The sequence below is a fragment of the Sphingomonas sp. 67-41 genome, assembly GCF_001899725.1.
Classification (GTDB): domain Bacteria; phylum Pseudomonadota; class Alphaproteobacteria; order Sphingomonadales; family Sphingomonadaceae; genus Sphingomonas; species Sphingomonas leidyi.
Window position 1 is genome coordinate 90,596 of sequence record NZ_MKWJ01000011.1, and the last position, 24,203, is coordinate 114,798.

At 67.7% G+C, this 24,203-nt stretch carries 31 protein-coding genes; 12 read left to right on the forward strand and 19 right to left on the reverse strand.

Annotated elements, in window-relative coordinates:
* Positions 1–12: 12 nt before the first annotated feature.
* Positions 13–369, reverse strand: a complete 357-nt coding sequence (locus tag BGP17_RS06170) for a DMT family protein (protein ID WP_286711375.1) — start codon at positions 367–369, stop codon at positions 13–15.
* Between the two features lie 184 nt (positions 370–553).
* Between BGP17_RS06170 and BGP17_RS06175 the strand changes: the two genes are divergently transcribed.
* On the forward strand, positions 554–1,258 hold the full coding sequence (locus BGP17_RS06175) for an SEL1-like repeat protein (RefSeq protein ID WP_286711376.1): 705 nt from the start codon (positions 554–556) through the stop codon (positions 1,256–1,258).
* Between the two features lie 10 nt (positions 1,259–1,268).
* Positions 1,269–2,066 carry an AAC(3) family N-acetyltransferase gene (locus BGP17_RS06180; RefSeq protein ID WP_286711377.1) on the forward strand — a complete coding sequence of 266 codons (798 nt, stop codon included), beginning with the start codon at positions 1,269–1,271 and terminating at the stop codon, positions 2,064–2,066.
* Here BGP17_RS06180 and BGP17_RS06185 read toward each other — a convergent pair.
* The 3 genes from BGP17_RS06185 to serS all read right to left on the reverse strand — a co-directional run bounded on the left by BGP17_RS06185 (position 2,063) and on the right by serS (position 5,545).
* Entirely contained in the window at positions 2,063–3,070 is a 1,008-nt protein-coding gene (locus BGP17_RS06185; RefSeq protein WP_286711378.1) for a potassium channel family protein, read from the reverse strand. The two genes, BGP17_RS06180 and BGP17_RS06185, sit on opposite strands and share 4 nt — an antisense overlap.
* Positions 3,070–4,206, reverse strand: coding sequence for a peptidoglycan DD-metalloendopeptidase family protein (locus BGP17_RS06190; protein WP_286711379.1), 1,137 nt, complete (start codon positions 4,204–4,206; stop codon positions 3,070–3,072). Before BGP17_RS06190 ends, BGP17_RS06185 begins: the two co-directional genes overlap by 1 nt.
* Before the next feature lie 61 nt (positions 4,207–4,267).
* Positions 4,268–5,545 (reverse strand): serine--tRNA ligase, encoded by a 1,278-nt coding sequence (gene serS / locus BGP17_RS06195; protein ID WP_286711380.1) that lies wholly within the window; start codon positions 5,543–5,545, stop codon positions 4,268–4,270.
* Between the two features lie 90 nt (positions 5,546–5,635).
* Between serS and BGP17_RS06200 the strand changes: the two genes are divergently transcribed.
* From BGP17_RS06200 to BGP17_RS06220, 5 genes are all read left to right on the forward strand, one after another.
* Positions 5,636–6,079 (forward strand): host attachment family protein, encoded by a 444-nt coding sequence (locus BGP17_RS06200; RefSeq protein WP_167298558.1) that lies wholly within the window; start codon positions 5,636–5,638, stop codon positions 6,077–6,079.
* A gap of 1 nt (position 6,080) precedes the next feature.
* Positions 6,081–6,716, forward strand: a complete 636-nt coding sequence (locus BGP17_RS06205) for a hypothetical protein (protein ID WP_286711381.1) — start codon at positions 6,081–6,083, stop codon at positions 6,714–6,716.
* A 33-nt stretch (positions 6,717–6,749) separates the two neighbouring features.
* The gene (locus BGP17_RS06210) at positions 6,750–6,887 is read left to right on the forward strand and encodes a hypothetical protein (RefSeq protein WP_179188339.1); all 138 of its coding nucleotides are present in this window, start codon (positions 6,750–6,752) and stop codon (positions 6,885–6,887) included.
* 511 nt (positions 6,888–7,398) lie between these two features.
* Complete coding sequence (gene dksA, locus BGP17_RS06215) at positions 7,399–7,866, forward strand: RNA polymerase-binding protein DksA (protein WP_086130855.1); 468 nt, start codon at positions 7,399–7,401, stop codon at positions 7,864–7,866.
* A gap of 156 nt (positions 7,867–8,022) precedes the next feature.
* Positions 8,023–8,400, forward strand: a complete 378-nt coding sequence (locus BGP17_RS06220) for a PilZ domain-containing protein (protein ID WP_167298560.1) — start codon at positions 8,023–8,025, stop codon at positions 8,398–8,400.
* 109 nt (positions 8,401–8,509) lie between these two features.
* Here the strand turns inward: BGP17_RS06220 and BGP17_RS06225 are convergent, their stop codons facing one another.
* Positions 8,510–8,662, reverse strand: a complete 153-nt coding sequence (locus tag BGP17_RS06225; RefSeq protein WP_078103281.1) for a YdcH family protein — start codon at positions 8,660–8,662, stop codon at positions 8,510–8,512.
* Between the two features lie 179 nt (positions 8,663–8,841).
* Here BGP17_RS06225 and BGP17_RS06230 point away from each other — a divergent pair, with 179 nt between their 5' ends.
* On the forward strand, positions 8,842–9,039 hold the full coding sequence (locus BGP17_RS06230) for a YdcH family protein (protein ID WP_137862129.1): 198 nt from the start codon (positions 8,842–8,844) through the stop codon (positions 9,037–9,039).
* 71 nt (positions 9,040–9,110) lie between these two features.
* Positions 9,111–9,569, forward strand: coding sequence for a DUF1465 family protein (locus BGP17_RS06235; RefSeq protein WP_286711382.1), 459 nt, complete (start codon positions 9,111–9,113; stop codon positions 9,567–9,569).
* Positions 9,570–9,605: 36 nt separating this feature from the next.
* Here BGP17_RS06235 and BGP17_RS06240 read toward each other — a convergent pair whose 3' ends face one another.
* On the reverse strand, positions 9,606–10,550 hold the full coding sequence (locus BGP17_RS06240; RefSeq protein ID WP_167298562.1) for an NAD(P)H-dependent flavin oxidoreductase: 945 nt from the start codon (positions 10,548–10,550) through the stop codon (positions 9,606–9,608).
* A gap of 180 nt (positions 10,551–10,730) precedes the next feature.
* Here BGP17_RS06240 and BGP17_RS06245 point away from each other — a divergent pair, with 180 nt between their 5' ends.
* Positions 10,731–10,898, forward strand: a complete 168-nt coding sequence (locus BGP17_RS06245; protein ID WP_167298563.1) for a hypothetical protein — start codon at positions 10,731–10,733, stop codon at positions 10,896–10,898.
* Here the strand turns inward: BGP17_RS06245 and BGP17_RS06250 are convergent.
* From BGP17_RS06250 to BGP17_RS06270, 5 genes are all read right to left on the reverse strand, one after another.
* Positions 10,895–11,320 carry a hypothetical protein gene (locus BGP17_RS06250; RefSeq protein ID WP_286711383.1) on the reverse strand — a complete coding sequence of 142 codons (426 nt, stop codon included), beginning with the start codon at positions 11,318–11,320 and terminating at the stop codon, positions 10,895–10,897. The genes BGP17_RS06245 and BGP17_RS06250 overlap by 4 nt on opposite strands.
* Before the next feature lie 77 nt (positions 11,321–11,397).
* Positions 11,398–11,922: a gamma carbonic anhydrase family protein gene (locus BGP17_RS06255; RefSeq protein ID WP_086130850.1), complete on the reverse strand. Its 525-nt coding sequence runs from the start codon at positions 11,920–11,922 to the stop codon at positions 11,398–11,400.
* A gap of 5 nt (positions 11,923–11,927) precedes the next feature.
* Positions 11,928–12,158 carry a hypothetical protein gene (locus BGP17_RS06260; RefSeq protein WP_167298565.1) on the reverse strand — a complete coding sequence of 77 codons (231 nt, stop codon included), beginning with the start codon at positions 12,156–12,158 and terminating at the stop codon, positions 11,928–11,930.
* 113 nt (positions 12,159–12,271) lie between these two features.
* Entirely contained in the window at positions 12,272–13,207 is a 936-nt protein-coding gene (locus BGP17_RS06265; protein WP_286711384.1) for a hypothetical protein, read from the reverse strand.
* 114 nt (positions 13,208–13,321) lie between these two features.
* A complete protein-coding gene (locus tag BGP17_RS06270; RefSeq protein ID WP_286711385.1) occupies positions 13,322–14,779 on the reverse strand; it encodes a UxaA family hydrolase in 1,458 nt (485 codons plus the stop codon).
* Positions 14,780–14,878: 99 nt separating this feature from the next.
* On the opposite strand from BGP17_RS06270, the gene BGP17_RS06275 reads away from it, so the two are divergent.
* Positions 14,879–15,298 carry a VOC family protein gene (locus BGP17_RS06275; protein ID WP_286711386.1) on the forward strand — a complete coding sequence of 140 codons (420 nt, stop codon included), beginning with the start codon at positions 14,879–14,881 and terminating at the stop codon, positions 15,296–15,298.
* On the opposite strand, the gene BGP17_RS06280 is transcribed toward BGP17_RS06275, so the two are convergent.
* Genes BGP17_RS06280 through BGP17_RS06305 form a run of 6 tightly spaced genes read right to left on the reverse strand, consistent with a single transcriptional unit; the run spans position 15,295 to position 21,182 of the window.
* A complete protein-coding gene (locus BGP17_RS06280) occupies positions 15,295–16,179 on the reverse strand; it encodes an RDD family protein (protein WP_167298569.1) in 885 nt (294 codons plus the stop codon). The two genes, BGP17_RS06275 and BGP17_RS06280, sit on opposite strands and share 4 nt — an antisense overlap.
* On the reverse strand, positions 16,172–17,191 hold the full coding sequence (locus BGP17_RS06285; RefSeq protein WP_167298570.1) for a stage II sporulation protein M: 1,020 nt from the start codon (positions 17,189–17,191) through the stop codon (positions 16,172–16,174). The genes BGP17_RS06280 and BGP17_RS06285 overlap by 8 nt, the downstream gene beginning before the upstream one ends.
* Positions 17,188–18,480 carry a DUF58 domain-containing protein gene (locus tag BGP17_RS06290; RefSeq protein ID WP_286711387.1) on the reverse strand — a complete coding sequence of 431 codons (1,293 nt, stop codon included), beginning with the start codon at positions 18,478–18,480 and terminating at the stop codon, positions 17,188–17,190. The genes BGP17_RS06285 and BGP17_RS06290 overlap by 4 nt, the downstream gene beginning before the upstream one ends.
* Positions 18,477–19,433, reverse strand: coding sequence for an AAA family ATPase (locus BGP17_RS06295; protein WP_286711388.1), 957 nt, complete (start codon positions 19,431–19,433; stop codon positions 18,477–18,479). Before BGP17_RS06295 ends, BGP17_RS06290 begins: the two co-directional genes overlap by 4 nt.
* A complete protein-coding gene (locus BGP17_RS06300) occupies positions 19,423–20,568 on the reverse strand; it encodes a hypothetical protein (RefSeq protein WP_286711389.1) in 1,146 nt (381 codons plus the stop codon). Before BGP17_RS06300 ends, BGP17_RS06295 begins: the two co-directional genes overlap by 11 nt.
* Positions 20,565–21,182: a hypothetical protein gene (locus BGP17_RS06305; RefSeq protein ID WP_167298574.1), complete on the reverse strand. Its 618-nt coding sequence runs from the start codon at positions 21,180–21,182 to the stop codon at positions 20,565–20,567. Before BGP17_RS06305 ends, BGP17_RS06300 begins: the two co-directional genes overlap by 4 nt.
* A gap of 131 nt (positions 21,183–21,313) precedes the next feature.
* Here BGP17_RS06305 and BGP17_RS06310 point away from each other — a divergent pair, with 131 nt between their 5' ends.
* The gene (locus tag BGP17_RS06310) at positions 21,314–22,096 is read left to right on the forward strand and encodes a DUF7847 domain-containing protein (RefSeq protein WP_167298575.1); all 783 of its coding nucleotides are present in this window, start codon (positions 21,314–21,316) and stop codon (positions 22,094–22,096) included.
* A gap of 71 nt (positions 22,097–22,167) precedes the next feature.
* Here BGP17_RS06310 and BGP17_RS06315 read toward each other — a convergent pair whose 3' ends face one another.
* Positions 22,168–23,514 carry a sensor histidine kinase gene (locus BGP17_RS06315; RefSeq protein WP_286711390.1) on the reverse strand — a complete coding sequence of 449 codons (1,347 nt, stop codon included), beginning with the start codon at positions 23,512–23,514 and terminating at the stop codon, positions 22,168–22,170.
* Positions 23,511–24,191 (reverse strand): response regulator transcription factor, encoded by a 681-nt coding sequence (locus tag BGP17_RS06320; RefSeq protein WP_167298577.1) that lies wholly within the window; start codon positions 24,189–24,191, stop codon positions 23,511–23,513. The genes BGP17_RS06315 and BGP17_RS06320 overlap by 4 nt, the downstream gene beginning before the upstream one ends.
* Between the last annotated feature and the right edge of the window lie 12 nt (positions 24,192–24,203).

Consider the following 24,203-nt stretch of genomic DNA (forward strand, 5'->3'; position numbering starts at 1 on the left):
CCGCGTTCCGGGTCAGCCGGGCGCGCGGAAGATGAGCCACGCGCCCGCCGCGATCAGCGCGAAGCCGATCAAGTGATTCACCGTGATCTTCTGTCCGAGATAGAGGAGCGAAAAGCCGACGAACACGGTGAGCGTGATCACTTCCTGCATCGCCTTGAGCTGCGCCGCGGAATAGACTGCGCTGCCCCAGCGATTGGCCGGCACCGCCAGGCAATATTCGACGAAGGCAATGCCCCAGCTTGCCAGGATGACGAGCAGCAACGGCGCCTGCTTGAACTTCAGATGCCCATACCAGGCAAAGGTCATGAAGACGTTCGAGCCGATCAGCAGCAGGATCGGGACGAGGCGGGCGAAGAGCATTTCGGGCATGGCGCGACCATGGCCGGGATGGGGCAGCGGTCAAGATGGAGCCGGCGCGGTTTCCCGGGGTATCCAATCCTCTTGGCCTCGCATCCGGACCGCGACGCCTGTCATCCCCTTCATTTACGTGGTTGCAAGCAGCTGGTAGCCTGGTTGCGCAAGCATTGGTGCGGGGCGGCAAGGAGCCTGGACGGTGGCCTGCAAGTTGTGCGCATGGTTGTGTCGCTGGCTCGGTGCCGGGCTGGCGGACTCCTTTTGGAAACAGTCCGGTGACTGGGAACGCGCGCATTCCAATGACTATGCGCTTTGGCTCGAAGCACCCGTGGAGACGCGCGAGCGGGCGGAGGCCGCGCTTGCGATCTTCGACGCGGATCCCGAAGCGGCCCTGCGCACATTCCTCGACTTGGCGGAGTCGGGAATGCCCTGGGCGATGGAAGCGGTCGCGGGTTATTATGAACGCGGGACTGTCGTCGCTGCCGATTTCGGGCAGGCGCAGGACCAGTATCGCCGCGCGATCGAGGCCGGTTCCTGGGCGGCGACGATCGGCTACGCCAAGCTGCTGGCCCGCCATGGTCATTTCGATACTTGCGACACGCTGCTGCGAGACTGTGCCGAGCAGGATTTCGTTCCGGCGTGCTTCTGGCTCGCATGGTATCGATTGAAGCGATCCCGTAGCGCCGCGACTTGCCGGGAAGTGCGGCCCCTGTTGGAGCGTGCCGCCGATGCGGGGCACCCTGCTGCTGGAATAGTCTTGGCGCGGCTGAAATTGCTGGGGAAGTTCGGCTTCCGGGAAATTCCGGCCGGCCTCCGGCAGCTTTCCAGGGCGATGGATCGAAGCAGGGCGGATGCTTCCGGAAGGCACATCGCCCTGGAGGGGCGGATTCCCGCCGCCGGCTAGCCTCTCGGGTATGGCGGGCGCCCGCCCGGAATGGCATCAGGACAGGATGGAGATGATTTCCCGAGAGACGCTGCACGCGCAGCTGCGCGCGCTGGGCGTGCGCGAAGGCGGCGTGCTGCTCGTCCATATGAGCTATCGCGCCGTGCGTCCGGTCGAGGGCGGTCCAGAGGGGTTGGTCCAAGCGCTCACCGAGGTGCTGGGACCGGAGGGCACGCTCGCCATGCCCTCGGCGACCGGCGATGACGACGCGCCCTTCGATCCGGCGGCCACGCCCAATCGCGACGATCTGGGCGTCGTCGCCGACCTGTTCTGGCGTATGCCCGGCGTGCTGCGCAGCGCGCATTTCGACGCGGTCTCGGCACGCGGGCCCCAGGCCGAGTGGATCGCCGGCGGCCCGTTCGTGCTGCCGCCCGCCGCGCCGGGCAGCGCGATCGACCGAATTCGCCAGGCCGGCGGGCAGGTGCTGCTGCTCGGGGTGGGGCATCACGCCAATACGATGCTGCACCTGGCCGAGCTCGTCGGCGGCGCGCCCTATCGCAGCGACTTCCACTATATCGATGCCAGTGGCGCCGAAGTGCATTACGGCGAGAATGACAGCTGCTGCGAGAAGTTCGAGCTGGCCAATGCCTGGCTGAAGGCGGAGGGCCTGCTGCGCGAGGGCAGGGTCGGCCATGCCGAGGCACGGCTGATGGATGCCGAGGATCTGGTGCGGATCGCGGCGGAGAAGGTGCGGGCCGATCCGCTGCTATTCCTCCACGGCGCCGAGGACGGCTGCGAGGAGTGCGACGAGGCGCGCGCGAGCGTCTAGCCGGTCACGATCTCCAGGATCGTGTCTCCGGCCTGCAGCGCGTGCGCTTCGGGCGCCTTGTGGCCAAGCGCCACTCCGCCGCGATAGATGCGGACGCCCAGGCCGGTCGCGATCGCCGACAGCGGCTTGCCGACCTCTTCCGGCCGCACCTTGCGCTCGGCAAGCTCGACCGTGCCGTGGATCGAGGCGAGGTCGGTCAGATAGTCGGCAAGGTGGCGGCCCTGGCACGAACTGGCCAGGAGCAGCCCGGCGAAGCTCACCGGGTTCACCACCGTGGTCGCGCCCGCCGCCCGCGCCGGCAGCTCATTGTCCTCGTTGCGCACGATCACGCTGATCGGCACGGCTTGCGCGAGGTGCCGCGCCGTGAGCGTAATCAGGATCGAGGTATCGTCGCGCCCGGCGCAGACGATCATCGATTCGGCGCTCGCGATGTGCACGTCCTGGAGCACCTGGTCGCGCGTCGCATCCGCCTGCAGGACGATACAGCCGCGCTCCTCGGCACGGGCGATATTGGCTTCGCTCTGGTCGATCACGACGATGTTGCCCGGATTGCGGCCCCGCGCGATCAGCTCGTCCACGGTTTCCGAACCGGTGGTGCCGTATCCCGCCACGATGATGTGCCCCGAAAGGGTCCGCTGGATCACTGCCATACGCCATTTTTCCCAGGTGCGCTTGAGCACGAAATTATAGGCGGTGCCGAGGAAGAGCAGCACCACGAAGATGCGGATCGGCGTGACGACGAACGCGTCGAACATCCGCGCCGAATTGCTCACCGGCACGATGTCGCCATAGCCGGTCGTGGTTATCGAGATCGACGTGAAGTAGAGGATGTCGAGGAAGCTGACATGCCCGTCGGCCGAATCCTTCAGCCCGTCGCGTTCGATCCAGTGAACGCCCACCGCCAGCGCGAGCAGGGCCAGCACCGCCAGCACCCGCCATCCGATCGAGGCCCAGACGGGCAAGCTCGACTTGCGCTTCAGCGTGGAAGGCGGCCTGAGCGCCATCAGCGCGCGGGCAGCCTCGGCAGCGGATCGACGGGGCTGCGGCCCTGGCGGATCTCGAAATGGAGTTCCGGGCGGTCCGCAAAGCCCGAATTGCCGGATAGCGCGATCATCTGGCCCTTCTTCACTGCCTGGCCGCGCTGCACGAGCAGCTGGCCGGCATGACCATATACCGTCGTCCAGCCATCGCCATGGCGAAGGATCACCAGGCCGCCCAGCGCCGGGATGTCCGATCCGACATAGGCGACCACCCCATCCGCCGCGGCGAGCACCGGCGTGTCGAGCGGCGCGGCGATCTTGATGCCGTCATTGCGTTCCCCGCTCGCGCCGGGGCCGAAGCGCCGGATCACGGTGCCCTTGAGCGGCCATTGGAAACCGCCGGCAAGCCGGGCCGGCGCCGCCACCGGGGTGGTGGGCGACAGCACGCGGGCCGAGGAGGCGGTCGGCTGGGCCGGCTTGGCCTTCTCGGCGATGGCGGGCTGGCCGCCGGTGACGATATCGTCGACGCCCAGGTCGAGATGGAAACGCGCCGCGCGCTGCTCGATCGTCTCGGGGCGGCCCGAAGGCGACGCCGTGTCGGGGATCAGCAGCCGCTGGCCCGTGCGCAGGATGTACGGCTCCTCCAGGTCGTTGACTGCGATGATCCGCGACCAGTCGACCCCATAGGCGATGGCGATGGCGATGCCGGTCTCGCCGTCGCGGACCAGGTGATAGCGGCCGCCCGGGATCGCCAGCTTCTGGCCGACGCGGATCACGAAGGGCGAGGGGATGTTGTTGGCGCGGGCGATCGCTTCCGATCCGGCCCCGGTCTTCATCGAGATCGAACGCAGCGAATCGCCCGGCTGGACGGTGTAGCTGCTGCCTGCCACGACCCGCGAATCCGCCTGTACCTTGCGCGCCTGCCAGGCGGGCGGCGGGGCAGGGAGGCGGCGGACGTCCTGCTCGTTGCCGAGCGCGGGGCGTTCCCAGCCATCCTGTTGCGACTGGGGCTGCGAGTGGCGGTCCTGGCGGGGCGCGGGCCGGTCATAGCCGGAGTCGCGATAGCCGCCGCCGGTCTGCGGAATGCAGGCGGCCAGCATCAGCAGCGCCAGCGGCGCCATCGGCCTTGCCCCCATCATCCCGACCCCCAAATTAACCATATCCGGTCGTACCATATCGCGCATTTCCGCGCACGTCAGGTACGTCTGAATGCGGAGGTGCTCAGTTTGCCGGTCCCAGCCGGTTCAGGCCGTTGAGATAGGGCTTCAGCGCCTCGGGGATCGCCACCGATCCGTCTTCCTGCTGGTAGTTCTCCAGCACGGCGACGAGCGTGCGCCCCACCGCCAGGCCCGAACCGTTGAGCGTGTGGACGAAGCGGGTCGCCTTCTCGCCCGCCGGGCGGCAGCGCGCGTTCATCCGGCGCGCCTGGAAATCGCCGCAGGTCGAGCAGGACGAGATCTCGCGGTAGCGGCCCTGGCCGGGCAGCCACACCTCCAGATCATAGGTGCGCGCGGCGGTGAAGCCCATGTCGCCGGTGCACAGCTTCATGCGGCGGAAGGGCAGGCCGAGCGCCGTGAGGAGGCCCTCGGCGCACCGGGTCATGCGCTCATGCTCGGCTTCGCTTTGTTCGGGCGTGGTGATCGAGACCATCTCGACCTTCTCGAACTGGTGCTGGCGGATGAAGCCGCGCGTGTCGCGGCCCGCGGCGCCGGCTTCGGAGCGGAAGCAGGCGGTGAGCGCGGTGAAGCGCAGCGGCAGCTCCTCTTCGGCCAGGATCTGTTCGCGGACGATGTTGGTGAGGCTCACCTCGGCGGTGGGGATCAGCCAGCGGCCGTCGGTGGTCCGGAACAGGTCCTCGGCGAACTTGGGCAGCTGGCCGGTGCCGAACACCGCCTCGTCGCGCACCAGCAGCGGCGGGATGGTCTGCTCATAGCCCTGGGCCTCCAGCGCATCGAGCATGAACTGGCCGAGCGCGCGGTGCAGCTTGGCGGCGGCGCCGCGCACCAGCGTGAAGCGCGCCCCCGAGAGCATCGCGCCCGTTTCGAAATCGAGCCCGAGCGCCGGGCCGATCGCGTCGTGCTCCCTGGCCGGGAAGGCGAGGACGGTCGGCGCGCCGACGGTTGCCATCAGGGCGTTGTCATCCTCGTCGGCGCCCTTGGGAACGTCGTCATACGGGAGGTTGGGCAGGCTCGCGAGCCGGGCCTCCAGCGCCTCGCCGGCTTCCTTCTCCTCGGCCTCGAGCGCGGGCAGGCGCTCCTTGAGGCCGGCCACTTCGGCCATCAGTGCCGCCGCGGTGGCTTCGTCCTTCGTCGCCTTGGCCGCGCCGATCGCCTTCGAGGCTTCGTTGCGGCGCGCCAGGCCGGCCTGGAGCTCGGTGATCAGGGCGCGGCGCTTCTCGTCCAGGGCGACGAGCTCGGCCGCCTGCGGTTCCAGTCCCCGCTTCGCCAAGCCGGCGTCGAAGGCAGCGGGATTCTCTCGGATGGCGCGGATATCGTGCATGGCCGGGCGTATGACCGGGCTCCCGCCCGCGCGCAACCCTGGCGCGCGTGGCAGCGTTCAGTGTGGCAGGATCAACGAAGGAGACAGGATATGCGGGTTCCCCGTGATGCGATCGTTCTGGTTGCCGATGGTCGCAAGCTGCTGATGCTGCGCAACGAAGGCGATGCGCTGCGCCCGAACCTGCAGTTGGAGCGCAAGGAGGAACAGGAGAACCCGGCCAATGGCGAGCAGGCGAGCGATGCGCCCGGCCGTTCCTTCCAGAGCGTCGGCGCGCGGCGCAGCGCCTATGAGGAGACCGATTTCCACCAGCTGGAGGAGGATCGCTTCGCGGCCGACGCCGCGGCTCTGCTCAAGGCGCGGGCGCTGCGCAACGAATTCGAATCGCTGATCATCGTCGCCCCGCCGCGCACGCTGGGAGCGCTGCGCAAACATTATCACAAGGAAGTGAGCGATCGCCTGACGGCCGAGATCGCCAAGGACCTGACCCGCCACACCGTCCCGCAGATCGAGGAAGCGCTGATCAACGCCGAATAGGGTGGCTCAGCCTTCCGGCTGCGCGTCCGGCGCCTTCTTCTTCAGGAAGCGCTTGCGGGCGACCAGCGCCGCCGCGGCGCCGCCGAACAGCAGGATCATCGGTGGGGCCGGCACCGGCGCCGGTCCGCCCGAGCTGCTGCCGCCGCAGTCGCGCCGGCAGCCGCCATGGCTGCTCGATCCGTGCCCGCCGTTCGAGCTCCAGCCGCTCGAATTGCTCCAATGGCCGCTCGACGAGGACGATGTCGAAGACGAGTTGGACGAACTGGTCGAGGAGCTGTTGGACGACGAGGTGCTCGAGCTCGTCGAAGTGGAGGACGAGACGTCGCCGCTCGACGACGAGGTCGATGTCGAACTGATCTGGCCGCTCGATGTGGAGGTGGACGAGCCGCCGGTAGACGTGGAAGTCGACGAACCGCCGGTCGAGGTGGAGGTCGAGCCGCCCGATGAGGAGGAGTTGGACGACGAGATCTCGATGTTGATGCCGCTGGATCCGCTCGAGCTGCCGGAGCTGGTCGACCCGCCGAAGAAGCCGCCCGCGAAGAAGCCGCCCATGAAGCCGCCGCCGCCCGAGCCGCCGATCACGCCCGAGGAGGAGGAGCCGCTGCTGCTCGACGAAACCACCGGCATCTCGCCATAGGGCGGAGGCACCGGGATCGGCGCGCCCTGCGCAGTGACGACGACGACCTGGGGCTGGCCCTGGGTAGTGGTGGTGACCGTGCGCTTGACGACTCGCTTCACCGGACGCGCCACGGTGCGCTTCACGACGCGCTTCTTCGTGACGGTGACGTGTTTCACCACGCGCGGCTGATGGATGCGTTCGGTGACGTAGACGCCACCGCCGCCGATCACCGCGCCCCCGCAAGTGCAGGCGCACAGTTTAGCCAAGGCCATGCGAACCGACATTGTTCCCACTCTTCCCGTTGCTGGCGTGTCGCTCCCCGCGGGACCGTCAGCAGCTTCACACTCGTCAATGCGCGAAAAGTGCAAAACAAATTGTTAAGTGCAATGCCGTTAAGGCGACTTAACCATATTTGCGCGTATTTTTCGCGCCCCGGATTTCTGTTGGCGTGGTTAATGTTCTACTTCGGCACGAAGCGAGTGTTTCGTGGCCGCCGGTTCATGAACATTCCCGGTTAATTTCCGATGGATCGGGCCGCGGTTCACCCGCTGCTAATTTCCCTCCATTTACGGGGTATTACGCCTGTGGATTAAAATGACGGCGCGCTTGTTAACGCCGCCGCGCGTAAGTATAGGGCCGCGCAGGGCAAACGGTCTCCGTATGGCTCGGGCCTTACTGAGGACCGTAGTGGAGAGTGGGGATGGCTACTGTTTTGGATCGCTTCGACGAACCGGGTAAACGCGTTCCTCCCGCCGCAAATGACGGCGACGACGGCTATCGGCCGAGCAACGACGAACCCTTCATGAACCCGCGCCAGCTGGAATATTTCCGCAACAAGCTGAACGCGTGGAAGGACGACATCTACCGCGAGGCCGCGGGGACGCTCAACCAGCTGCAGACCGACTCGCTGCGCGAGGCCGATCTCACCGATCGCGCGTCGAGCGAGACCGACTGGTCGATCGAGCTGCGCACGCGCGATCGCCAGCGCAAGCTGATCTCCAAGATCGACGCGGCCTTGCGCCGGATCGAGGACGGCGAATATGGCTATTGCGAGGTGACCGGCGAGCCGATCAGCCTCGGCCGGCTGGAAGCGCGGCCGATCGCGACGATGACCGTCGAGGCGCAGGAACGCCACGAGCGCAACGAGAAGGTATCGCGGGACGAATGACAGGGGGCTGAGGGCCTCCTTTTTTGTGCCTCCTCCGTTCGGCGGCGGAGGCACATTTTCGGCCTTCGTTTACGGTTTCGACGCCTTCGTTTACGGTTTCGACAAGGTTTGCTGCTCTATTCTGCGCGCGTAACTCCTTGCGTTTCGAGCGACATGATGGACCAGTTTCCCTTCGACCCTCTCACTGCGCTCTCGGCGGACGATTTCGCCGCCAGCCAGCGCAACGGTTCGCGCGACAGCCTGATGCTGGCCGCGCAGTTCCGCGTGGCGGGGCGCCCGGACGAGCAGGTGCGCGTGCGCAATCTTTCGCAGGGCGGGCTGATGGCCGAATATACGCAGCCGATCGAACGGGGCTCGCCGGTGGAAGTGGAGGTGCGCGGCGTGGGCTGGGTCAGCGGCCGCATCGCCTGGGCGACCGATGGCCGCGTCGGCATTGCCTTCGACACGCCGATCGACCCGCTGCTCGCCCGCAAGCCGGTGGGCGGGGGCACGCAGACGCCGACTTTCGTGAAGCCGATCTTCACGCGCCGCTGACGTCTTTCCGAGCCGGATATCCATCGGCTCGAATCTTTTCGGAACCAGGTTTCGGAGATTTCGCGCAGTCGGGGTGCGGCTTGGGCCACACCCCTTTTGCGCGGCGCTTCTAGCGCGCCATTTCTTCCTTGATGCGAAGCTTCTGCTTCTTCAGGGAAGCCAGGACCATCTGGTCGGGGCGGGGCCGTTGCGATTCGGCGGCGATTCGCTGGTCGAGCACCGAGTGCTTGGCCGAAAGTGCCGAGAAATGCGCGTTCTGCATCGAAGCAGTCTCCTTCTTCGGGTGGCCGGAACCTGCGACTAGATCACTTTTCCACAGCTTTGTCGCGGGGGAAACGCGGCTAACCGGCGGCTAATCGACAGCATGCGGAAATAGCGCGATGATCCGTTGCGGAGCCTCTCGGGCTGGTGCAGGGAGATCCCGCTACGGGGGCTTTCGCGATGGACGAGAAAGAGATTGTGCGACGGCTCGAAGCGGTGCGGACCGAGCATCGCGACCTGGATGCGGCGATCGACGCGCTGCTCGCGACGGGCACCTCCGACCAGCTCCAGATCGCGCGCCTCAAGAAGCGCAAGCTCATGCTGCGCGACGAGATCGTGCAGCTCGAGGACCAGTTGATCCCCGATATTATCGCCTGATCCGGATCGGGACGAAATCACTGCGAAATTAAGCATTTCGTTACCATGCGGGCTGTGGCAGCGTTGTTTTCATGGGCAAACAGGGCACGACGACGATCCATCGCAAGCTGATCGACACGCTCTATGTCGAGGCGATGCTGCTGGCCGACGAGGCGCGCGCCTATTTCGACGAACTGGGCCGTGACGAGCGCGAAGCGCTGGAGGCCTTGAATCGAGTCGCCTTCTCCTGCGAGTCGCTCAAGGTGACGACGCGGCTGATGCACATCATCGCCTGGCTGCTCACCCAGCGCGCGGTCGATGCCGGCGAACTGACGCCGCACGACGCGCTTGCCTCCTCGCGCCGGCTTGGCGACGCGCCCGAAACCGAGGAGGCGCTGCTCGACGCAATGCCGCCCCAGGCGGTGGCGATCATCAACACCAGCATCGACCTGTATCGCCGCGTGGCACGGCTCGACGAGTCGCTGGGGGAGGCGTCGGCGATCGAAAGCCCCGCGCGCTCGATGATGGACCGGCTGGCCGCCGCTTTCTGATCCTCGGCACGCCGGCCTGGGCCGGGCAGCGCCCGCTCAGCCGCAGAGCGCCGCCCTGGCTGCGGCATATTCCCGCTGCATCCGTTCGATCTTCGCCGTGGCAGGCTCGATCGCATGCACTGCGCCGATGCCCTGGCCCGATCCCCAGATATCCTTCCAGGCCTTCGCCCCGCCGAAGTTCATCGCGCTGGGATCGCTTTCCGGGAGATTGTCCGGATCGAGCCCGGCATTGACGATCGACGCCTTCAGATAGTTGCCGTGCACGCCGGTGAAGAGGTTCGAATAGACGATATCGTCCGCGGTCCCTTCGACGATGCCCTGCTTGTAGGCGGGCGCGGCATTGGCCTCGTCGGTGGCGATGAACGGCGAGCCGATATAGGCGAGGTCGGCGCCCATCGCCTGGGCGGCCAGCACCGAGCGGCCATTGGCGATCGCGCCCGAGAGCACCACCGGCCCATCGAACCATTCGCGTACTTCCTGGACGAGCGCGAAGGGGCTGAGGCGCCCGGCATGGCCGCCGGCGCCGGCCGCGACGAGGATCAGCCCATCCGCGCCCTTCTCGATCGCCTTGTGGGCGAAGCGATCGTCGATCACGTCGTGCAGCGTGATGCCGCCCCAGCCATGCACGGCGTCGTTGAGCTCGGGCCGTGCGCCGAGGGACGTGATCACGATCGGCGCCTTCCACTTGGCGCAGGCCGCCACGTCATGCTCCAGGCGCGGATTGGAGCGATGGACGATCTGGTTGACCGCGAAGGGCGCCGCCGGCGTGTCCGGATGATCGCGGTCCCAGGCGGCCAGTTCCTCGGTGATCTGGTGGAGCCATTCGTCGAGCCTGGTGTCCGGCCGGGCGTTGAGCGCCGGGAAGGAGCCGACGATCCCCGCCTTGCACTGGGCGATGACCAGGTCGGGCACCGAGATGATGAACAGCGGCGATCCGATGACGGGAAGGCGCAGGCGATCGAAGAGCGGGGGCAGAGCCATGGACCAGTTTTGTAGCGAAACCGGAATGGCCGTCCAGCCCGATGCCGGCGACGCTACGGCATGCATGGTTGCACGCGGCGCAATCATTCCGGTGACAGGGCCGACTCGGCCGTACCCCTATTGAAGCGAGCGGCGCGATTCCCCATTGTCGCTCCACGCAACGGCCGCGGGGAGCCCCATATGGTCACCAACGAGATGTACGTCATCGTTCGCAAGGCGATCGAGGCCGCAACCCTGCAGAGCGGCAAGCTCTATGAGGAGGGGCAGGAGAGCCATTACCAGGCGCTCGCCGCGGTGATGGCCTTGCGCAAGGCAGGCTATGAGGTGACGCGTCGCCTCGACAATTAGTCGAACGGCCGCTGCCAGATCACGAAGGTATCGATGTCGGCCGATCGAATCGCGGTGGCATAGGCATCGTGGCGAAAGCCCGGCAGTGCGGCGATCCGCTCGACCATCGCACCTTCGCCCCGCGCGCCCAGCGGCAGGGTGAAGGCGACATCCTCGTCCGGCCCGTAGAACAGCCACCAGGCGCCGCGCCCGTCGGGGCCGGTATCGCTGGTCTCGATCGCGACTGCCGCGAGCGCCTCGAGCGTCACGGCCTGGCGATCGCCTTCGGGAGCGCGCACCCAGAGGCGATCGGCCTCCACGCCCGTCTGCCACAGGCCCTCGGGCTCCATTTCGGGCGCAGCGGCAGGGGCCGGTAGCGCGACCGGTGCCGGCATCGGAGCCTGTGCCCTGGCGCGGCGCTTCAACCAGTCGAACAAACCCATCACGACCCCCGACCCGACTCGAAAGAGGCCCGGGCTAGAACGGCAATATGACGATTGTCCAAGCGGCAGGCGGCGGATCAGTCGACCCGTTTCAGTCCTGCGGCATATTCGCGCTGCTTGGCGGCGTAGAGCGCGGCGCTGGCCTTGAGCAGCGCCTTCTGCATGTCGTCGAGCGGCCGGATCGCCTTGGCCGGCGAGCCGACGATCAGATGGCCGGCGGGGAACGTCTTGCCCTCGGTCACCAGCGCCCCCGCGCCGACCAGGCAATCCTCGCCGATCACCGCGCGGTTCAGGATCGTCGCGCCCATGCCGATCAGCGTGCGGTCGCCGATCGTGCAGCCGTGCAGGATGGCGTGATGGCCCACGGTCACGTCCTCGCCGACGGTGCAGGGCGCCCCCGGATCGGAATGGAGCATCGCCCCGTCCTGGATGTTCGAGCGGGCGCCCACCAGGATCGGCGTGTTGTCCGCGCGGATGACCGCGCCGAACCATATCGAGGCGAGCGCGGCCAGGCGCACATCGCCGATCAGGTCGGCACTTGGCGCGATCCAGGCATCCTCGGCGAGCTGGGGGCGATGCCCCGCGAATTCGTAGAGCGGCATGCCGCTCAGGATAGCGGCGCTTCGAAGCCCGGGGGAAGGGGGATATTGGCGCCCAGTGCGAGCGCCAGCGCCACCGCGCCGAGCAATACCGCCAGCGTGGAGGAGAGCGAGAACAACCCCCAGCCGACCATGGTGACCATCTGCGAATCGGCGCGCTGCGCGCGTTTGTTGCGCTGCATCGACTGGATCACGAACATTGCCAGCATCGCATATGCGAAGACGATAAACTCGGTCATCAACCCACCCGGAAAACCCCTGCGCGCGAACCTACGGGAGGAGGGTTAACGCTTCAATGCCCCGCGCCTCCGGTTTATCGCAGTGCAGCAATGTTCCGTCGTCGCCGAAACGATCAGGGATGGGCCGGCGCCGGAGCGCTCGCCGTCTTGCAGCTGCACGCGCAGGCGCAGGGCACCGGGGCGCAACGGCAGGGCCGGGGCGTCGCGCAACCGCAGATCTGCGCCGCGGGCTTGGCCTCTTCCTTCTTCTTCGGCTTCTCGGGCAGATCGGGCAGGGCAGGCAGCGGCAACAGGTCGCGGGCATTGGCGCCGGCATAGACGCCATGCTGGCTCGCGCCGCAGGCGGGGCAGCCATGATCCTGTTCGTCAGGATCGTGATCGCCCCCGCCGAAGCGGAAGCCGCCCGGTGCCTTCTTCAGCACCTTCTTCGCCGCCTCGCACACCGCTATCGCATGATTGCCGAGCGTCGACACGGTCTGGCCCATCGCCACCTGCTCGGTGGCATAGAAATGGACAAGCATCGCGTCGCGGTGCGCATCCACCGGCTCCTTCACCGCCGGATAGCTCAGCATCTGCTGCATGTCCGCCAGCTGCGATTCCATTGCGCAGATCTGGCCGCCCCAATTGTTGAAGGCGGCGAACAGTTCATAGTCCGGCCAGGTCGCCGGCGCGTGCGGGCGCATCTGTTCGACGAAGTTGACCGGCCCGGCGATGTCCTCGCGCAGCAGGCGGAGGAGAACCCGCAGCGTCACCAGGTCGCGCTGCGGCTGGCGCAGGCGCTGCGCGAATATGTCGGTGACCGTGGCCGTGTGCTTCCACACCTGCTTGCAGAGCATGCGGGTGAATTCCTCGTCGCGCTTCCTCGGCTTGGCGAGCAGCGCGGCCTTGAGCGACGCGAGCACGCCGATGACGATCAGCAGCGCGATCAACACGCCGCCTACCAGGATCCAGGCCGGCCAGTAGATCGCCTCCGCGCTGATCGGCCGGACGGCCACGGCATGCGCCGCGCCCGCTGCCAGATTGCCGATCGAAGCCAGAATGATCGCCACGCTATTCCCCCTGAGTCGCGCGCGATATGGTTAACAGAAACCGACGGGCCGCACAGTCATGACTCGCCCGTTTCGAAACGGAGATGTTTCAATCCCTGAGAAAATCTCCGCCCGTCAGAGCGTGACGCCGCGCTTCCAGATCGCGATTTCGCGTTCGCCATTGCGCTCGGCGGCGGTTTCCCTGCCCGATGCGATCGCGGCGATCGTCTCCAGCAGCGCGCCGGCGGCCGCATCCATGCCCAGTTCGAGCACCTGGCCGGCGTCGAAATCGATCCAGCCGGGCTTGCGCGCGGCCAGGTCGCTGTTCGAGGCGATCTTGATCGTCGGCACCGGGAAGCCGAGCGGGGTGCCGCGCCCGGTGGTGAACAGGATCGCCGTAGCGCCCGCCGCCGCCAGCGCGGTGGAAGATACGGCGTCGTTGCCGGGCGCCTCGAGCAGCGTGAGGCCGTGGTGCCGCACGCGCCCGCCATAGGGGATCACGTCGGTGACGATCGCGTGCCCGGCCTTCTGCACCGCGCCGAGCGACTTCTCCTCGAGCGTGGTGATGCCGCCGGCGATGTTGCCGGGAGAAGGGTTCTCGGAGACCGGCTCGCCATGCCGAGTGAAATAGGCCTTGAAGTCGTTGACCAGGGCCACGATCGCTTCGAACACCGCTTCGTCGCGGGCGCGCGCCATCAGCAGCTGCTCGGCGCCGAATATCTCGGGAATCTCGGTGAGGATCGCGGTGCCGCCCGCCGCGGTGACTGCGTCGGCCATGCGCCCGACCAGCGGATTGGCGGTGAGCCCCGAAAAGCCGTCCGAACCGCCGCATTTCACGCCGAGCACCAGCTCGGAGAGAGGGGCAGGGGTTCGTTCGGCGGCCGCGGCGGCCACCAGCTCGGCAACCAGCGCCACGCCTTCCTCGACTTCGTCCTCCGCCATCTGCGCGCCCAGGGTGCGCAGATTGGGGTGGTCGATCCCTTCCAGCATGCCCTTGATCTGGTTGTTCTCGCAGCCGAGCCCGACGATCAGCACGCCGCCCGCATTGGGATGGCTGGCCAGGGCGGCGAGGATCGCCCGAGTGCCTTGCAGGTCGTCGCCCAGCTGCGAGCAGCCGAACGGATGGGGGAAGGCGTGGATGCCGTCGATCTTGCCCGCATGCCGCGCCGCGGCGCGTTCGGCGATCTTCTGTGCGGTACGCGCGACGCAGCCGACGGTGGGGATCACCCAGATCTCGTTGCGGGTGCCCACCCGGCCGTTGGCGCGGCGATAGCCGAGGAACGCCGGCCCCTCGACCCGAGCATCGTCGTGCGCGGCCGGCGCAAAGGCATAGTCGCCGCTGCCACCGAGCGCAGTGGCGACATTATGGGTGTGGACATGTTCGCCCGGTGCGATCGCGCGGGTGGCGATGCCGATCGGAAAACCGAATTTGAGCACGGGGTCGCCCGCCGCGATCGGCTTCACGGCGACCTTGTGCCCCTTCGCCACCGGTCCGGCGAGCGTGACGCCCAGCGCTTCCTCCCCGGCGGCCATGTCGCGTAGCGTCGTGGCGGTGCTGTCCTCGAGGGCGATACGGAACAGGGCTGGAGTCATATGCCCGACATAGAGCCGTGGCCGAGCTATGGAAACCGGTTTCCATCACCCGCCCTGACGGTCTTCCGCAATCGCCCGGGCCTTTCTATGCTCGCTCGGATGACCGTGCCGCTTTTCCATCTCGCCATCCCCGTCGACGATATCGAGGCGGCGCGCGCCTTCTATGGCGGCACGCTCGGTTGCCCGCAGGGGCGCGAGGATCCCGGCCACTGGATCGATTTCGATTTCCGAGGCCACCAGCTGGTCGTCCACAAGGCGGAAGGCGCGGGCGTGAAGGCGCGGGGCTCCGTGGATGGCGACGCGGTGCCCGTGCCCCATTTCGGGCTGGTGCTCGAATGGGAGGAATGGGAGGCGCTTGCCGGGCGCTTGCGCGCCGCGGGCACCGAATTCGCGATCGCGCCGCATATCCGCTTCCCGGGCAAGCCTAGCGAGCAGGCGACGATGTTCTTCTTCGACCCTGCCGGCAACGCACTGGAATTCAAGGCATTCCGTGACATTGGCCAGCTATTCGCCAGCTAGTGCTGATATTTGTCCTTCTTGCGCTTGCCGAACAGCATGTTGCGTTCCAATCGCTGGCATAGCGCAGTGTAATAGGCTTCGAGAAAGCCATGCTCGTCGCCCTCGACGCCGGCCATGCCGAGCCGCTCACGGATCGTCCGCGCGACGACGATCATGGAATATTCGTCGTTCCGCCGCAGCACTTCCTCCAGCTTCTGCAGCTCGAACTCGCCATAGACGCTCAGTTGCGCATCGGTGAAGGCGTAGCGGGCCTGTTCGGGCTCGGCGCGCGACGCGACGCTGTGGTTCAGGCTCCGGCGCGGCAATCGCACCACCCAGGTGCCGGCGATCAGGTCGCCCACGCGCAGCCGATCGCGGTTGAAGAAGGGGAAGAGCAGGAAGATGCCGGTCCAGAGCAGGCCGAACAGGCCGGTGGCGAAAGTCGCCATCCCGGCGGAGCTCTGATAGGCCAGGAAGGATAGGGGGAGGAACAGTTCCAGTTCGCGCATGGCGTTGCGCGCCACCACCTGGTGCCCGCGCAGCCGCGATCCGTCGCGCGCCACTACGCGCAGCCGCATCAGCCGCTTGCCCGGTGTCGCCGCCCGCGGGCCCAGCTCGAAGATCGCGAAATATCCGTTGCGCAGCGCGAAGAAGCCGAGCAGCCAGATCATCAGCAGGATCTGCGCCAGCGCCTTTCCGGTGCCCATCAGCACCAGCAGCAGGACGATGGTGAGCACCACCAGCGTGAGGACGATCACCGTCAGATCGAGCATGAAGGCGCCGGCGCGCTCGCCGATCGTGGCGATGTCGAGCTTCAGGTCCACGCCTTCGGGCGTGACGAAGGTGCGGCGGTCGGTGCCCCGCTGCCGGCCCGATCCCTGCGTCGCGCGAGCCTCAGCCATCCAGGTCACCGCTGCGCACCGGCATCACGTAGAAATAGAGCAGCCAGCCGAGCAGCGCAGCGCCGCCGATCGCCACGCGGATCAGGTCCGAAGTGATCGTTTGCCGCCCCACGCCCTCGAGCAGCCCGGCCACGGCGAGCATCAGCACCACGCCGATCATGGCGAAGGCGGCGGTGCGCCCGGCCCTGGCGGTGGCGGCGGTGCGCGAGAGCTTGCCTGGAAAGGCCAGCGCCATGCCCACGCGCAGCCCGGCCGCGCCGGCAATGGCGATGGCGAACAGTTCGGTGGTGCCGTGGATCGTCAGCCATGCGGCCAGCGGCAGCCCGAGCCCCTTGGAGACGAACACCGCGAGGAAGGCGCCGAGGATGCAGCCATTGTAGACGAGCAGCAGCAATGTCGGCACGCCGAATGCGAAGCCCAGCGCGAAGCACATCAGCGCGATCTGCGCATTGTGGGTGAACAGATAGGTGGCGAAGGCGCCGAGCATGTTGCTGTCGTCGCCCCCGCCGTCATAAAGGCCCTGGCGCAGCTCCGCCGCGCTCGATTGCGGCCCCCGTCCGCCGGCCAATCCCTCGGGCACGATCGAATGATACCAGCTCGGATCGCTGGCAACCAGGCAATAGGCGGCGATGCCGCCGAGCAGCATCATCAGCACCGCGATCAGCGTCTCGCGTGCCAGGCTGCGCAGCGCCAGCGGCCAGCTTGCCCCGAAGAATGCTGCGATGCGCCGGCGAAGGGGAGGCTGGACGCCGTAGAGCACGAAATAGGATCGCGCGCACAGCGCCTCGAGATAGGCGACCAGATCGGCGTCGAGCGATGTCTCGCGCGCTACCGAGAGCGAGGAGAGCGCGGCGCGATAGAGCACCGGCAGCTCGAACAGGTCCTCGTCCGAAAGCGATCCGGCACGGCCGCGCTCGATCTGGAGGATGCGCTGCTCCAGTTCCAGCCAGTCGACGGTGCGCGCCTCGCGGAAGCGGGCGCTGGCGAACTGGGACGATGCGGCGCCGCTCACAGCAGATTCCTCCGCTTGAAATCGAAATATTGGCGGACGAGTGCCGGCCCCACCTGGTCGTGCCGCGCTTCCAGCACATGGATGCCGGCATGGCGGAGCCGCGCCTGGACGATCCGGCGCTCGCGCAGCATCGACGCGGCGATCACCGCGCGCGAGACGTCGTCGATCGCCATCGGTTCTGCCGCGGCCAAGGCCTCCAGTTCGTCATCGGCCAGGATCACGAACAGCACCAGGTGCCCGCGCAGCAGGTTCACCGCGGCGCGCAGCATCAGCTCGGCGCCGGTGGGATCGGTGAACTCGGTGAAGATCACCACCAGCGAGCGCCGGGTGAGGTCGCCCGCCAGCGTGGCGAGCCCGAGCGTATAGTTGGTCTCGGCCGTGCTGTAGTCGAGCTGCCCGGCGAGCCGCTGCATCAGCGGGAAGGCGCGGGTGCCCGACACCGCGCCCGAGGCGACCCGGGGCTGCGAATCGAAGCCGAACAGCGCCACCCGGTCCCCGAGCTTCAAGGCGGCATAGGCGCCGAGCAGCGCCGCGGTGATCGCCCGGTCGACGCGCGGCAGGCCGTCGACCGGCTCGCACATCACCCGGCCGGTATCGATCGCGAAGACGATCTGGTTGTTGCGCTCGATCCGGTTCTCGCGAGCGAGCAGCTGAAGGTGGCGGGCGCTATGGTTCCAGTCGATCGTGCGGCGCTCCATGCCCGAGCGCCATTCGGTCAGCGCTTCGAACTCGCTGCCTTCGCCGCGATCGACGCGCGCCATCTCGCCCATCTGCGCGTCGCGCAGCAGCAGATGGGCCGAATTGCGCACGGGGCGGATGTCCGGCGTGATCACCACCAGCCGGTCGAGCTTCTCCACGCGCTGCCGCCAGATCAGGCCGAACGGACCGGTCCAGCGGCTCCACAGCGCTTCCACCTTGTCGGTGCCGCGCCGCACGGGGAGGAAGGCGATCGCGGCATGGTTCTCGCCGCGCGCCAGCCGGATGCGCCCCTCGGCGCGCGGCGCCAGCCTGGGCCCCGTCGCCACCGCGAGCTCCAGCCCGTCGATCGGCCGGTCCGCCACCATCACCTCGACGATCAGCGGCGCGCCGATCTCGATCGCGCCCGGGCACGACGCCTTCAGCACCGGCGCGCGCGGCGCGAGCAGGGCGTCGACCGCGGCGAAGGCGAGCATCATCGGCACCCATATCAGCCCGGCAAACCAGAGCTGCGGCGCGAATACGCCGACGAGCAGCGCCAGCGGCGCTCCCGCGGCCGTCAGCAGCACGCAGCGGATGCTGGGTCGGATCAACGCGGCGCCTCGACCTGCTCGACCAGGCCCGCGATCACTGCGTCGGCGGTACGGCCGTCGATCTCGGCAGCGGGAGAGAGAATCACGCGGTGGCGCAGGGCCGCGGGGGCGAGCTTCTTCACATCGTCGGGCAGCACGAAGTCGCGCCCGTCGAGCGCGGCATGCGCGCGCGCCGCGGCGGCGAGCGTGGCGCCCGCGCGCGGGCTCGCGCCGATCTGGAGGTCGCCGGTGGCGCGAGTCGCGCGGACGAGGCGGACGACATAGTCCACCACCTCGTCGGCCAGCCGGTTCGCCGCCACCGCATCGGCCGCGGCGCTGATCGTCGCATGGTCGGCGACCTGGGCGACGCCCCATTGCTCGGGCCGGGGCATGCCGAAGCGGCTGCCCTGCTTGGCGACGATCTCGCGTTCCTGTTCGAGGCTGGGATAGCCGACCTCGAATTTGAACAGGAAGCGGTCGAGCTGCGCCTCGGGCAGCGGATAGACGCCCTGGCTCTCGATCGGATTCTGCGTCGCCACCACCATGAACCGTTCGGAGAGCTTGTGGTCGATCCCGTCGATCGTGACGGTGCGCTCCTGCATCGCTTCCAGCAGTGCCGCCTGGGTCTTGGGCGGCGTGCGGTTGATCTCGTCGGCGAGCAGCAGCTCGGTGAAGATCGGGCCGTGCGTCAGGGTGAACTGGCTCGTCTGGAAATTGAACAGGTTGGAGCCCAATATGTCGCCCGGCAGCAGGTCGGGCGTGAACTGGATGCGGCCATAGTCGAGCCCCGCCGCGCGCGCGAAGCATTGGGCAAGGAAGGTCTTCGCCGTTCCGGGCGGCCCTTCGAGCAGGATATGCCCCGACGCGAACAGCGCGACGAGCATCAGCTCCACTGCCTCGTCCAGCCCCACCACGGCCTTGCCCACTTCGGCGCGGATCGCGTCGCCCAGCGCCTTCACTTCCTCAATGTTCACGCGTGACGGTCCTTTTCCATTGATAGAGCGCGCGGGCGGCAACGAGCAGCGCGCGCGTGTCCTGGGCATGGCCCGCGCGGGAAGCGAGGGCAGTGAAGGGCTCGCCCTGCTTGTCGAGCCGGTCGAGATAGTTGTCGAGCGCATCGGGCGGCAGGTTGGCCGGTGCGGCGGTGGCGCCCGCCGCCGCGTCGCGGATCAGCGCGGCATAGCGATCGCCGGTGCGGTGCCGCCGCCCGGCAAGCCGCAGCAGCGCCGCGCCATTCTCCGCGATCGCCCGCTTGCCGAAGGCGATGCCGCGGCTCTCGGGCAGGGCGGGGCCGAAGCGCATGAGCGCATGCCAGCCCGCGAGCAGCGCCGCGATCAGCAGGCACAGGGTGAGCGGCAGGAACGGTGGTTCGAACGCCAGCTTGAGCAGGTTGGGATTGCTCCCGAAGCCGTGGAGCGTGAGATCGAAGGCGATGCCGCGATCGCCATCGTCGAACCAGTCGAGGAGCTGCATCGCCCGCTCGGCGCCCGCAAGCGTCTTGAGGCCCTGATTGTCGAGCAGGTCGGGGTCGGCGACGATCAGCGTCGGTTGGCTCTTCAGCGTGGCGACCAGCGTGCCGCCATGCCCGTCGCCGATCACCGGTTCGAGCGCCTGGCCCGAGATGGTCCTGAGGCCCTCTGCGTTCTCCTGCACCTGGGCCTCGGTGACCTGGGCGATCTGCCGCGAGGCCTCGCGAGGCGGGAGGCGGCCGAACGACCTCACCCAGGCCGGCTTGTCGGGTCGGGGCATGGTCAGCCATTTGGGCAGCACCAGGATCGTCGGCTGCGAAGCGCGGCGATCGATGATCCGCTTCACCATGTCGGGACTGGTCGTCGGCTCCAGCGTCACCACCAATATGTCGCTGGTGTCGAGATCGCTGTCGCGCCGCACCATCTTCACCGAGCCGTGGACGCGCCGCACCAGGTCGGCCGCGCCGGCAAAGCCCACCGCCGAAGTGGCGAGCGCATGGTTGCCCGGGCGCTGCGCGGGTTGCAGGTCGTCGGCATAGGCGGTGAGCAGCAGGAAGGCGACGAAGCCGACCACGCCGAGCAGCACGAGCACCAGGGCGGTGCGCAGAGTGAAGGGCGTGGCGGTGTCTTCGCTGCTCATCGCCAAGCTCCGGGCAGCGCGAACTCGCCATAGGCGGCGCGCGCTTCCTCCCAGTCGGCCCGGGCCAGGCTGCGGCCGCCGAACAGGCTGCGCTCCACCGGCCTGGCCATCGCGGCGAAGGCGCGGCGGACGATGCCGGGCATCCATTCGGATCCCGCGATCTCGCGGCTGGTGAGGGCGGGGCGGAGCAGGCGCGGGCGATGGCGCTGGATGTCCTCCAGGCTGCGCTGGAGCAGCAGATGCACGGCTTCCTCGTAACGTCCCTGGGCCGCCAGCGCCTCGGCATCGGCAAGCAGCGCGCGCGCGGCCTTCTCGCTCGGGCGCCAGGCAGCGACATCCCGTGTCGCCATGGCCTCGGCATCGCCCGAGGGCCGGGCGCGGATCAGCGAACTGACGACGAGATAGAGAATGATCGCCGCGCCGATCACCACGCAGGCGAGAAGAACCCAACCCATATAGGGCGCGACTTCTCCGAGCTGCCTGGCCAGCCAGCGCATCCAGGGCGGAATCTCGGGCGGCTTGGCCGCGCTCATCTCGAACTGGATGTCGGAGCGCGCGCGCAAGGCCTCGTGCGCCCTGGCGACGGACTGTGCAGTCGATCCCTGTACGGTCACGTCGAATCCCCCACGCGCCCAGTGCTACCGGAACAGCGCGCCGCAGGAAACCCGGCAAGACTGGACTTTGCGCCCGTTTTTGTTCAGTTTTTCCTCAGCGTCGATTGCACTTCGATGAAAGAGGGGAAATCATGGCTGAAGCGGATCTTGGTGGAGCGCGCTACGAAATCGGCGCGGTCATTTCACGCGCGTTCGAAACGATCGGGTCGAATTTCCTGCTATTCTGCGGGCTTGCGCTGGTGCTGGCGGGCACGCCCCAGCTCGTGCTGGGATATTGGCAGGCGATCAATTTCAACCTGCACGGCGGCGCAGCGGACGCTGCGATCTTCTACAGCGGTTCCTATTGGGGCATGGCGGGCCTCACCTGGCTGGTCTCGATCGTCACCGGCGCGATCCTCCAGGCGGCGCTCACCCGCGCTACGGTGATGCACCTCTCGGGCGAGACGCCGCAGTTCGGCGCGCTTCTCGCGGTGGGGATCAGCATGATCCTGCCGATGATAGCGATCGGCCTGATCGCCGGCATCGGCGTCGGCATCGGCATGCTGCTGCTGATCGTGCCGGGCGTCATCCTCTGGCTGGTCTGGGCGGTGGTCACGCCGGCCTATGTCCAGGAGAAGGTGGGGATCCTCGAGGCTTTCAGCCGCAGCGCCGCGCTGACCAGCGGCGCGCGCTGGCGCATCTTCCTGACGATGCTGATCGTCGTCGTCCTGCTCTGGGTGCTCAGCATCCCGGTGAGCTTCCTCACCGCGGCGATGATCGCGACCGGCAATGCCTTGCTGACCGCGTTCGTCGGCGCCGCCGTGGGGGCGCTCGGCAGCATGGTAATGGTGGCGGTGCAGGCAAGCATCTATGTCGAGCTGCGCCAGCTCAAGGAAGGCATCGCGCCTTCCGATCTCGAGGCGATCTTCGCCTGAAGCTAGGTGCGGCGGCCTCGTCAGGAGGCCGCCGCACCCGCTTGCCGCGCGGCTGGCCCCGGACGGCGGGTTCAGCCGTCGAAGCGGATGACGACCCGCAGGCCGGGGGCCGCGTCCGACAATTCGATCGCCGCGAAGTGCGCGCGGGCAATGGCCGCCACCAGGCTGAGTCCGAGGCCGTGCCCGGGCGTCGACCGGCTGCGCTCCAGCCGGACGAAGCGCTGGAGGACGCGGGCGCGCTCCGCAGGCGGGATGCCCGGCCCCGTGTCGGCAACGACAAGGCATACGGCATCCGCCTGCCGCTGCACGCAGATGGCGATCCGCGTTCCGGAAGGCGTATGCCGTAGCGCGTTCTCGACCAGGTTCGCGCACATCTGCGCGAGCAGGTGCCGGTCGCCCGCGATCGTCGCGCCCGCATCGACATCGAGAGCGACTTCGTGGCCGGTCGCCTCCGCGCTTGCGCGAAAGGCATCGGCGACCCGCTCCGCCACCTCCGACAGATCGACCGGCCTGAACGCTTCGCGGACCTGATAGGTCTCCACTTCCGAAATCCGCAGCATCGCCGTGAAGATGTTCAATATCTCCTCGCTCGAATCCGCGGCGCGGCGGATGGCTTCGCGATAGCCATCGGCGTCGAGATCGGTCTCGAGCGCGGTTTCCAGTATCTGTTTCTGGCGCGCCAGCGGCGTCCGCAGATCATGCGCGACGTCGGTGGTGACCTGCTGCAGATTGTCGAGCAGCGATCCGATGCGATCCAGCATGCGGTTGAGCGTCTCGGCCAGCCTGTCGAATTCGTTCGGGACGTCGTCGCGATCGACGCGGCGGCTCAGATCGCCGTCGATGATCGCCTCCGCCGTCGCATGGATGCGTCCCAGGCGTCGCCGGACCACGAAGCCGAGCCCCCAGGCGCAGACGATGCCGATCAACAGCATCGCGCCGAATGCCGCGGAGAAGATCATGAGGATGGAGCGGTCGATCTCGTCGATCGGCGTGCGATCCGCCGCGACCACCAGCATATATCCGCCCTGCAGCGGTGTCACCAGGGCCTGGGCCACATTCGCGCCCTCGCGGGCATCGTGGAACGGCAGCAGTTCGTGCCAGCCCGGGCGCGGCAAGGCAGCGTCGAACCTGCCCGCCACCTTGGTGCCGGAACCGGCGAAGAGCATATAGCCCAGCCCGTTGGTGTTGTGGCCGTCCTCGCGCCGCGCAATGGCCATGGCGAGCGCGCCGAGCCCGTCCTGTTCGGCGACGGCCTTCAGGCTGCCGGTCTCGGCGGCGATGCGGTGGTCGAGCTGCTGTTCCAGCGCCTCGTGCGACACGAAATAGACGATTCCGCCGAGCAGGATCGTGGCGATGGCGAGCGCGAAACTGGCGAGCGCGGCAAGGCCGAAGGTGGAGCGGGGCAGATGCGGCTTCATTCGGTGCGGATCGTGTAGCCGGCACCCCGAACGGTGAGGATCGCATCGGTATCGAAGCCGGCGTTGAGCTTCGCGCGCAACCGGCTGATATGCGTCTCGACGATGTTGGTGCGCGGATCGAAATCGAACTCCCAGACTCGTTCGAGCAGCATCGTCTTGGTCATCACCCGGTCCGAATTGCGCATCAGCTCCTCGAGCATCAGCACTTCGCGCGGCTGGAGATCGATCGGGCTTCCGCCGCGCGTCACGCGCCGCCGCCGCAGGTCCAGTTCGAGGTCGCGGACCCGCAGCACGGTTTCGGCCGGCATGGCGGAAGTCGCGGGGCGGCGGATCAGCACGTTGAGCCGGGCGCGCAGCTCGGAAAAGGCGAACGGCTTGACCAGATAGTCGTCGGCGCCGCTCTCCAGCCCCTCGACCCGGTCCGCGATCTTCGCCATCGCGGTGAGGAGCAGGACCGGCGTGGCGATCCCGCCGGCCCGGATCATCCGGAGCACCGCGAGCCCGTCGATCGCCGGCAGCATCCGGTCGAGGATGATCGCGTCGAACTGCTGCTGCGTCGCGTGGAACAGCGCATCGGGGCCGTTCGCGACGACGGTGACGTTCATGCCGGATTCCGTCAGTCCCTTGGCGAGGTAATCGGCGGTTTCGCGGTCGTCTTCGGCGATCAGGATCTTCATGGCGACGTGCGA

Coding starts and splice junctions, on each gene's coding strand:
- BGP17_RS06235 (WP_286711382.1), top strand. CDS start 9,111: ATGGGCAAACAGGGCACGACGACGATCCATCGCAAGCTGATCGACACG.
- BGP17_RS06220 (WP_167298560.1), top strand. CDS start 8,023: ATGGACCAGTTTCCCTTCGACCCTCTCACTGCGCTCTCGGCGGACGAT.
- serS (WP_286711380.1), bottom strand. CDS start 5,545: ATGCACGATATCCGCGCCATCCGAGAGAATCCCGCTGCCTTCGACGCC.
- BGP17_RS06270 (WP_286711385.1), bottom strand. CDS start 14,779: ATGACTCCAGCCCTGTTCCGTATCGCCCTCGAGGACAGCACCGCCACG.
- dksA (WP_086130855.1), top strand. CDS start 7,399: ATGGCTACTGTTTTGGATCGCTTCGACGAACCGGGTAAACGCGTTCCT.
- BGP17_RS06230 (WP_137862129.1), top strand. CDS start 8,842: ATGGACGAGAAAGAGATTGTGCGACGGCTCGAAGCGGTGCGGACCGAG.
- BGP17_RS06280 (WP_167298569.1), bottom strand. CDS start 16,179: ATGGCTGAGGCTCGCGCGACGCAGGGATCGGGCCGGCAGCGGGGCACC.
- BGP17_RS06240 (WP_167298562.1), bottom strand. CDS start 10,550: ATGGCTCTGCCCCCGCTCTTCGATCGCCTGCGCCTTCCCGTCATCGGA.
- BGP17_RS06275 (WP_286711386.1), top strand. CDS start 14,879: ATGACCGTGCCGCTTTTCCATCTCGCCATCCCCGTCGACGATATCGAG.
- BGP17_RS06225 (WP_078103281.1), bottom strand. CDS start 8,662: ATGCAGAACGCGCATTTCTCGGCACTTTCGGCCAAGCACTCGGTGCTC.
- BGP17_RS06300 (WP_286711389.1), bottom strand. CDS start 20,568: ATGAGCAGCGAAGACACCGCCACGCCCTTCACTCTGCGCACCGCCCTG.
- BGP17_RS06315 (WP_286711390.1), bottom strand. CDS start 23,514: ATGAAGCCGCATCTGCCCCGCTCCACCTTCGGCCTTGCCGCGCTCGCC.
- BGP17_RS06190 (WP_286711379.1), bottom strand. CDS start 4,206: ATGGTTAATTTGGGGGTCGGGATGATGGGGGCAAGGCCGATGGCGCCG.
- BGP17_RS06320 (WP_167298577.1), bottom strand. CDS start 24,191: ATGAAGATCCTGATCGCCGAAGACGACCGCGAAACCGCCGATTACCTC.
- BGP17_RS06180 (WP_286711377.1), top strand. CDS start 1,269: ATGGCGGGCGCCCGCCCGGAATGGCATCAGGACAGGATGGAGATGATT.
- BGP17_RS06260 (WP_167298565.1), bottom strand. CDS start 12,158: ATGACCGAGTTTATCGTCTTCGCATATGCGATGCTGGCAATGTTCGTG.
- BGP17_RS06310 (WP_167298575.1), top strand. CDS start 21,314: ATGGCTGAAGCGGATCTTGGTGGAGCGCGCTACGAAATCGGCGCGGTC.
- BGP17_RS06185 (WP_286711378.1), bottom strand. CDS start 3,070: ATGGCGCTCAGGCCGCCTTCCACGCTGAAGCGCAAGTCGAGCTTGCCC.
- BGP17_RS06200 (WP_167298558.1), top strand. CDS start 5,636: ATGCGGGTTCCCCGTGATGCGATCGTTCTGGTTGCCGATGGTCGCAAG.
- BGP17_RS06245 (WP_167298563.1), top strand. CDS start 10,731: ATGGTCACCAACGAGATGTACGTCATCGTTCGCAAGGCGATCGAGGCC.
- BGP17_RS06250 (WP_286711383.1), bottom strand. CDS start 11,320: ATGGGTTTGTTCGACTGGTTGAAGCGCCGCGCCAGGGCACAGGCTCCG.
- BGP17_RS06170 (WP_286711375.1), bottom strand. CDS start 369: ATGCCCGAAATGCTCTTCGCCCGCCTCGTCCCGATCCTGCTGCTGATC.
- BGP17_RS06255 (WP_086130850.1), bottom strand. CDS start 11,922: ATGCCGCTCTACGAATTCGCGGGGCATCGCCCCCAGCTCGCCGAGGAT.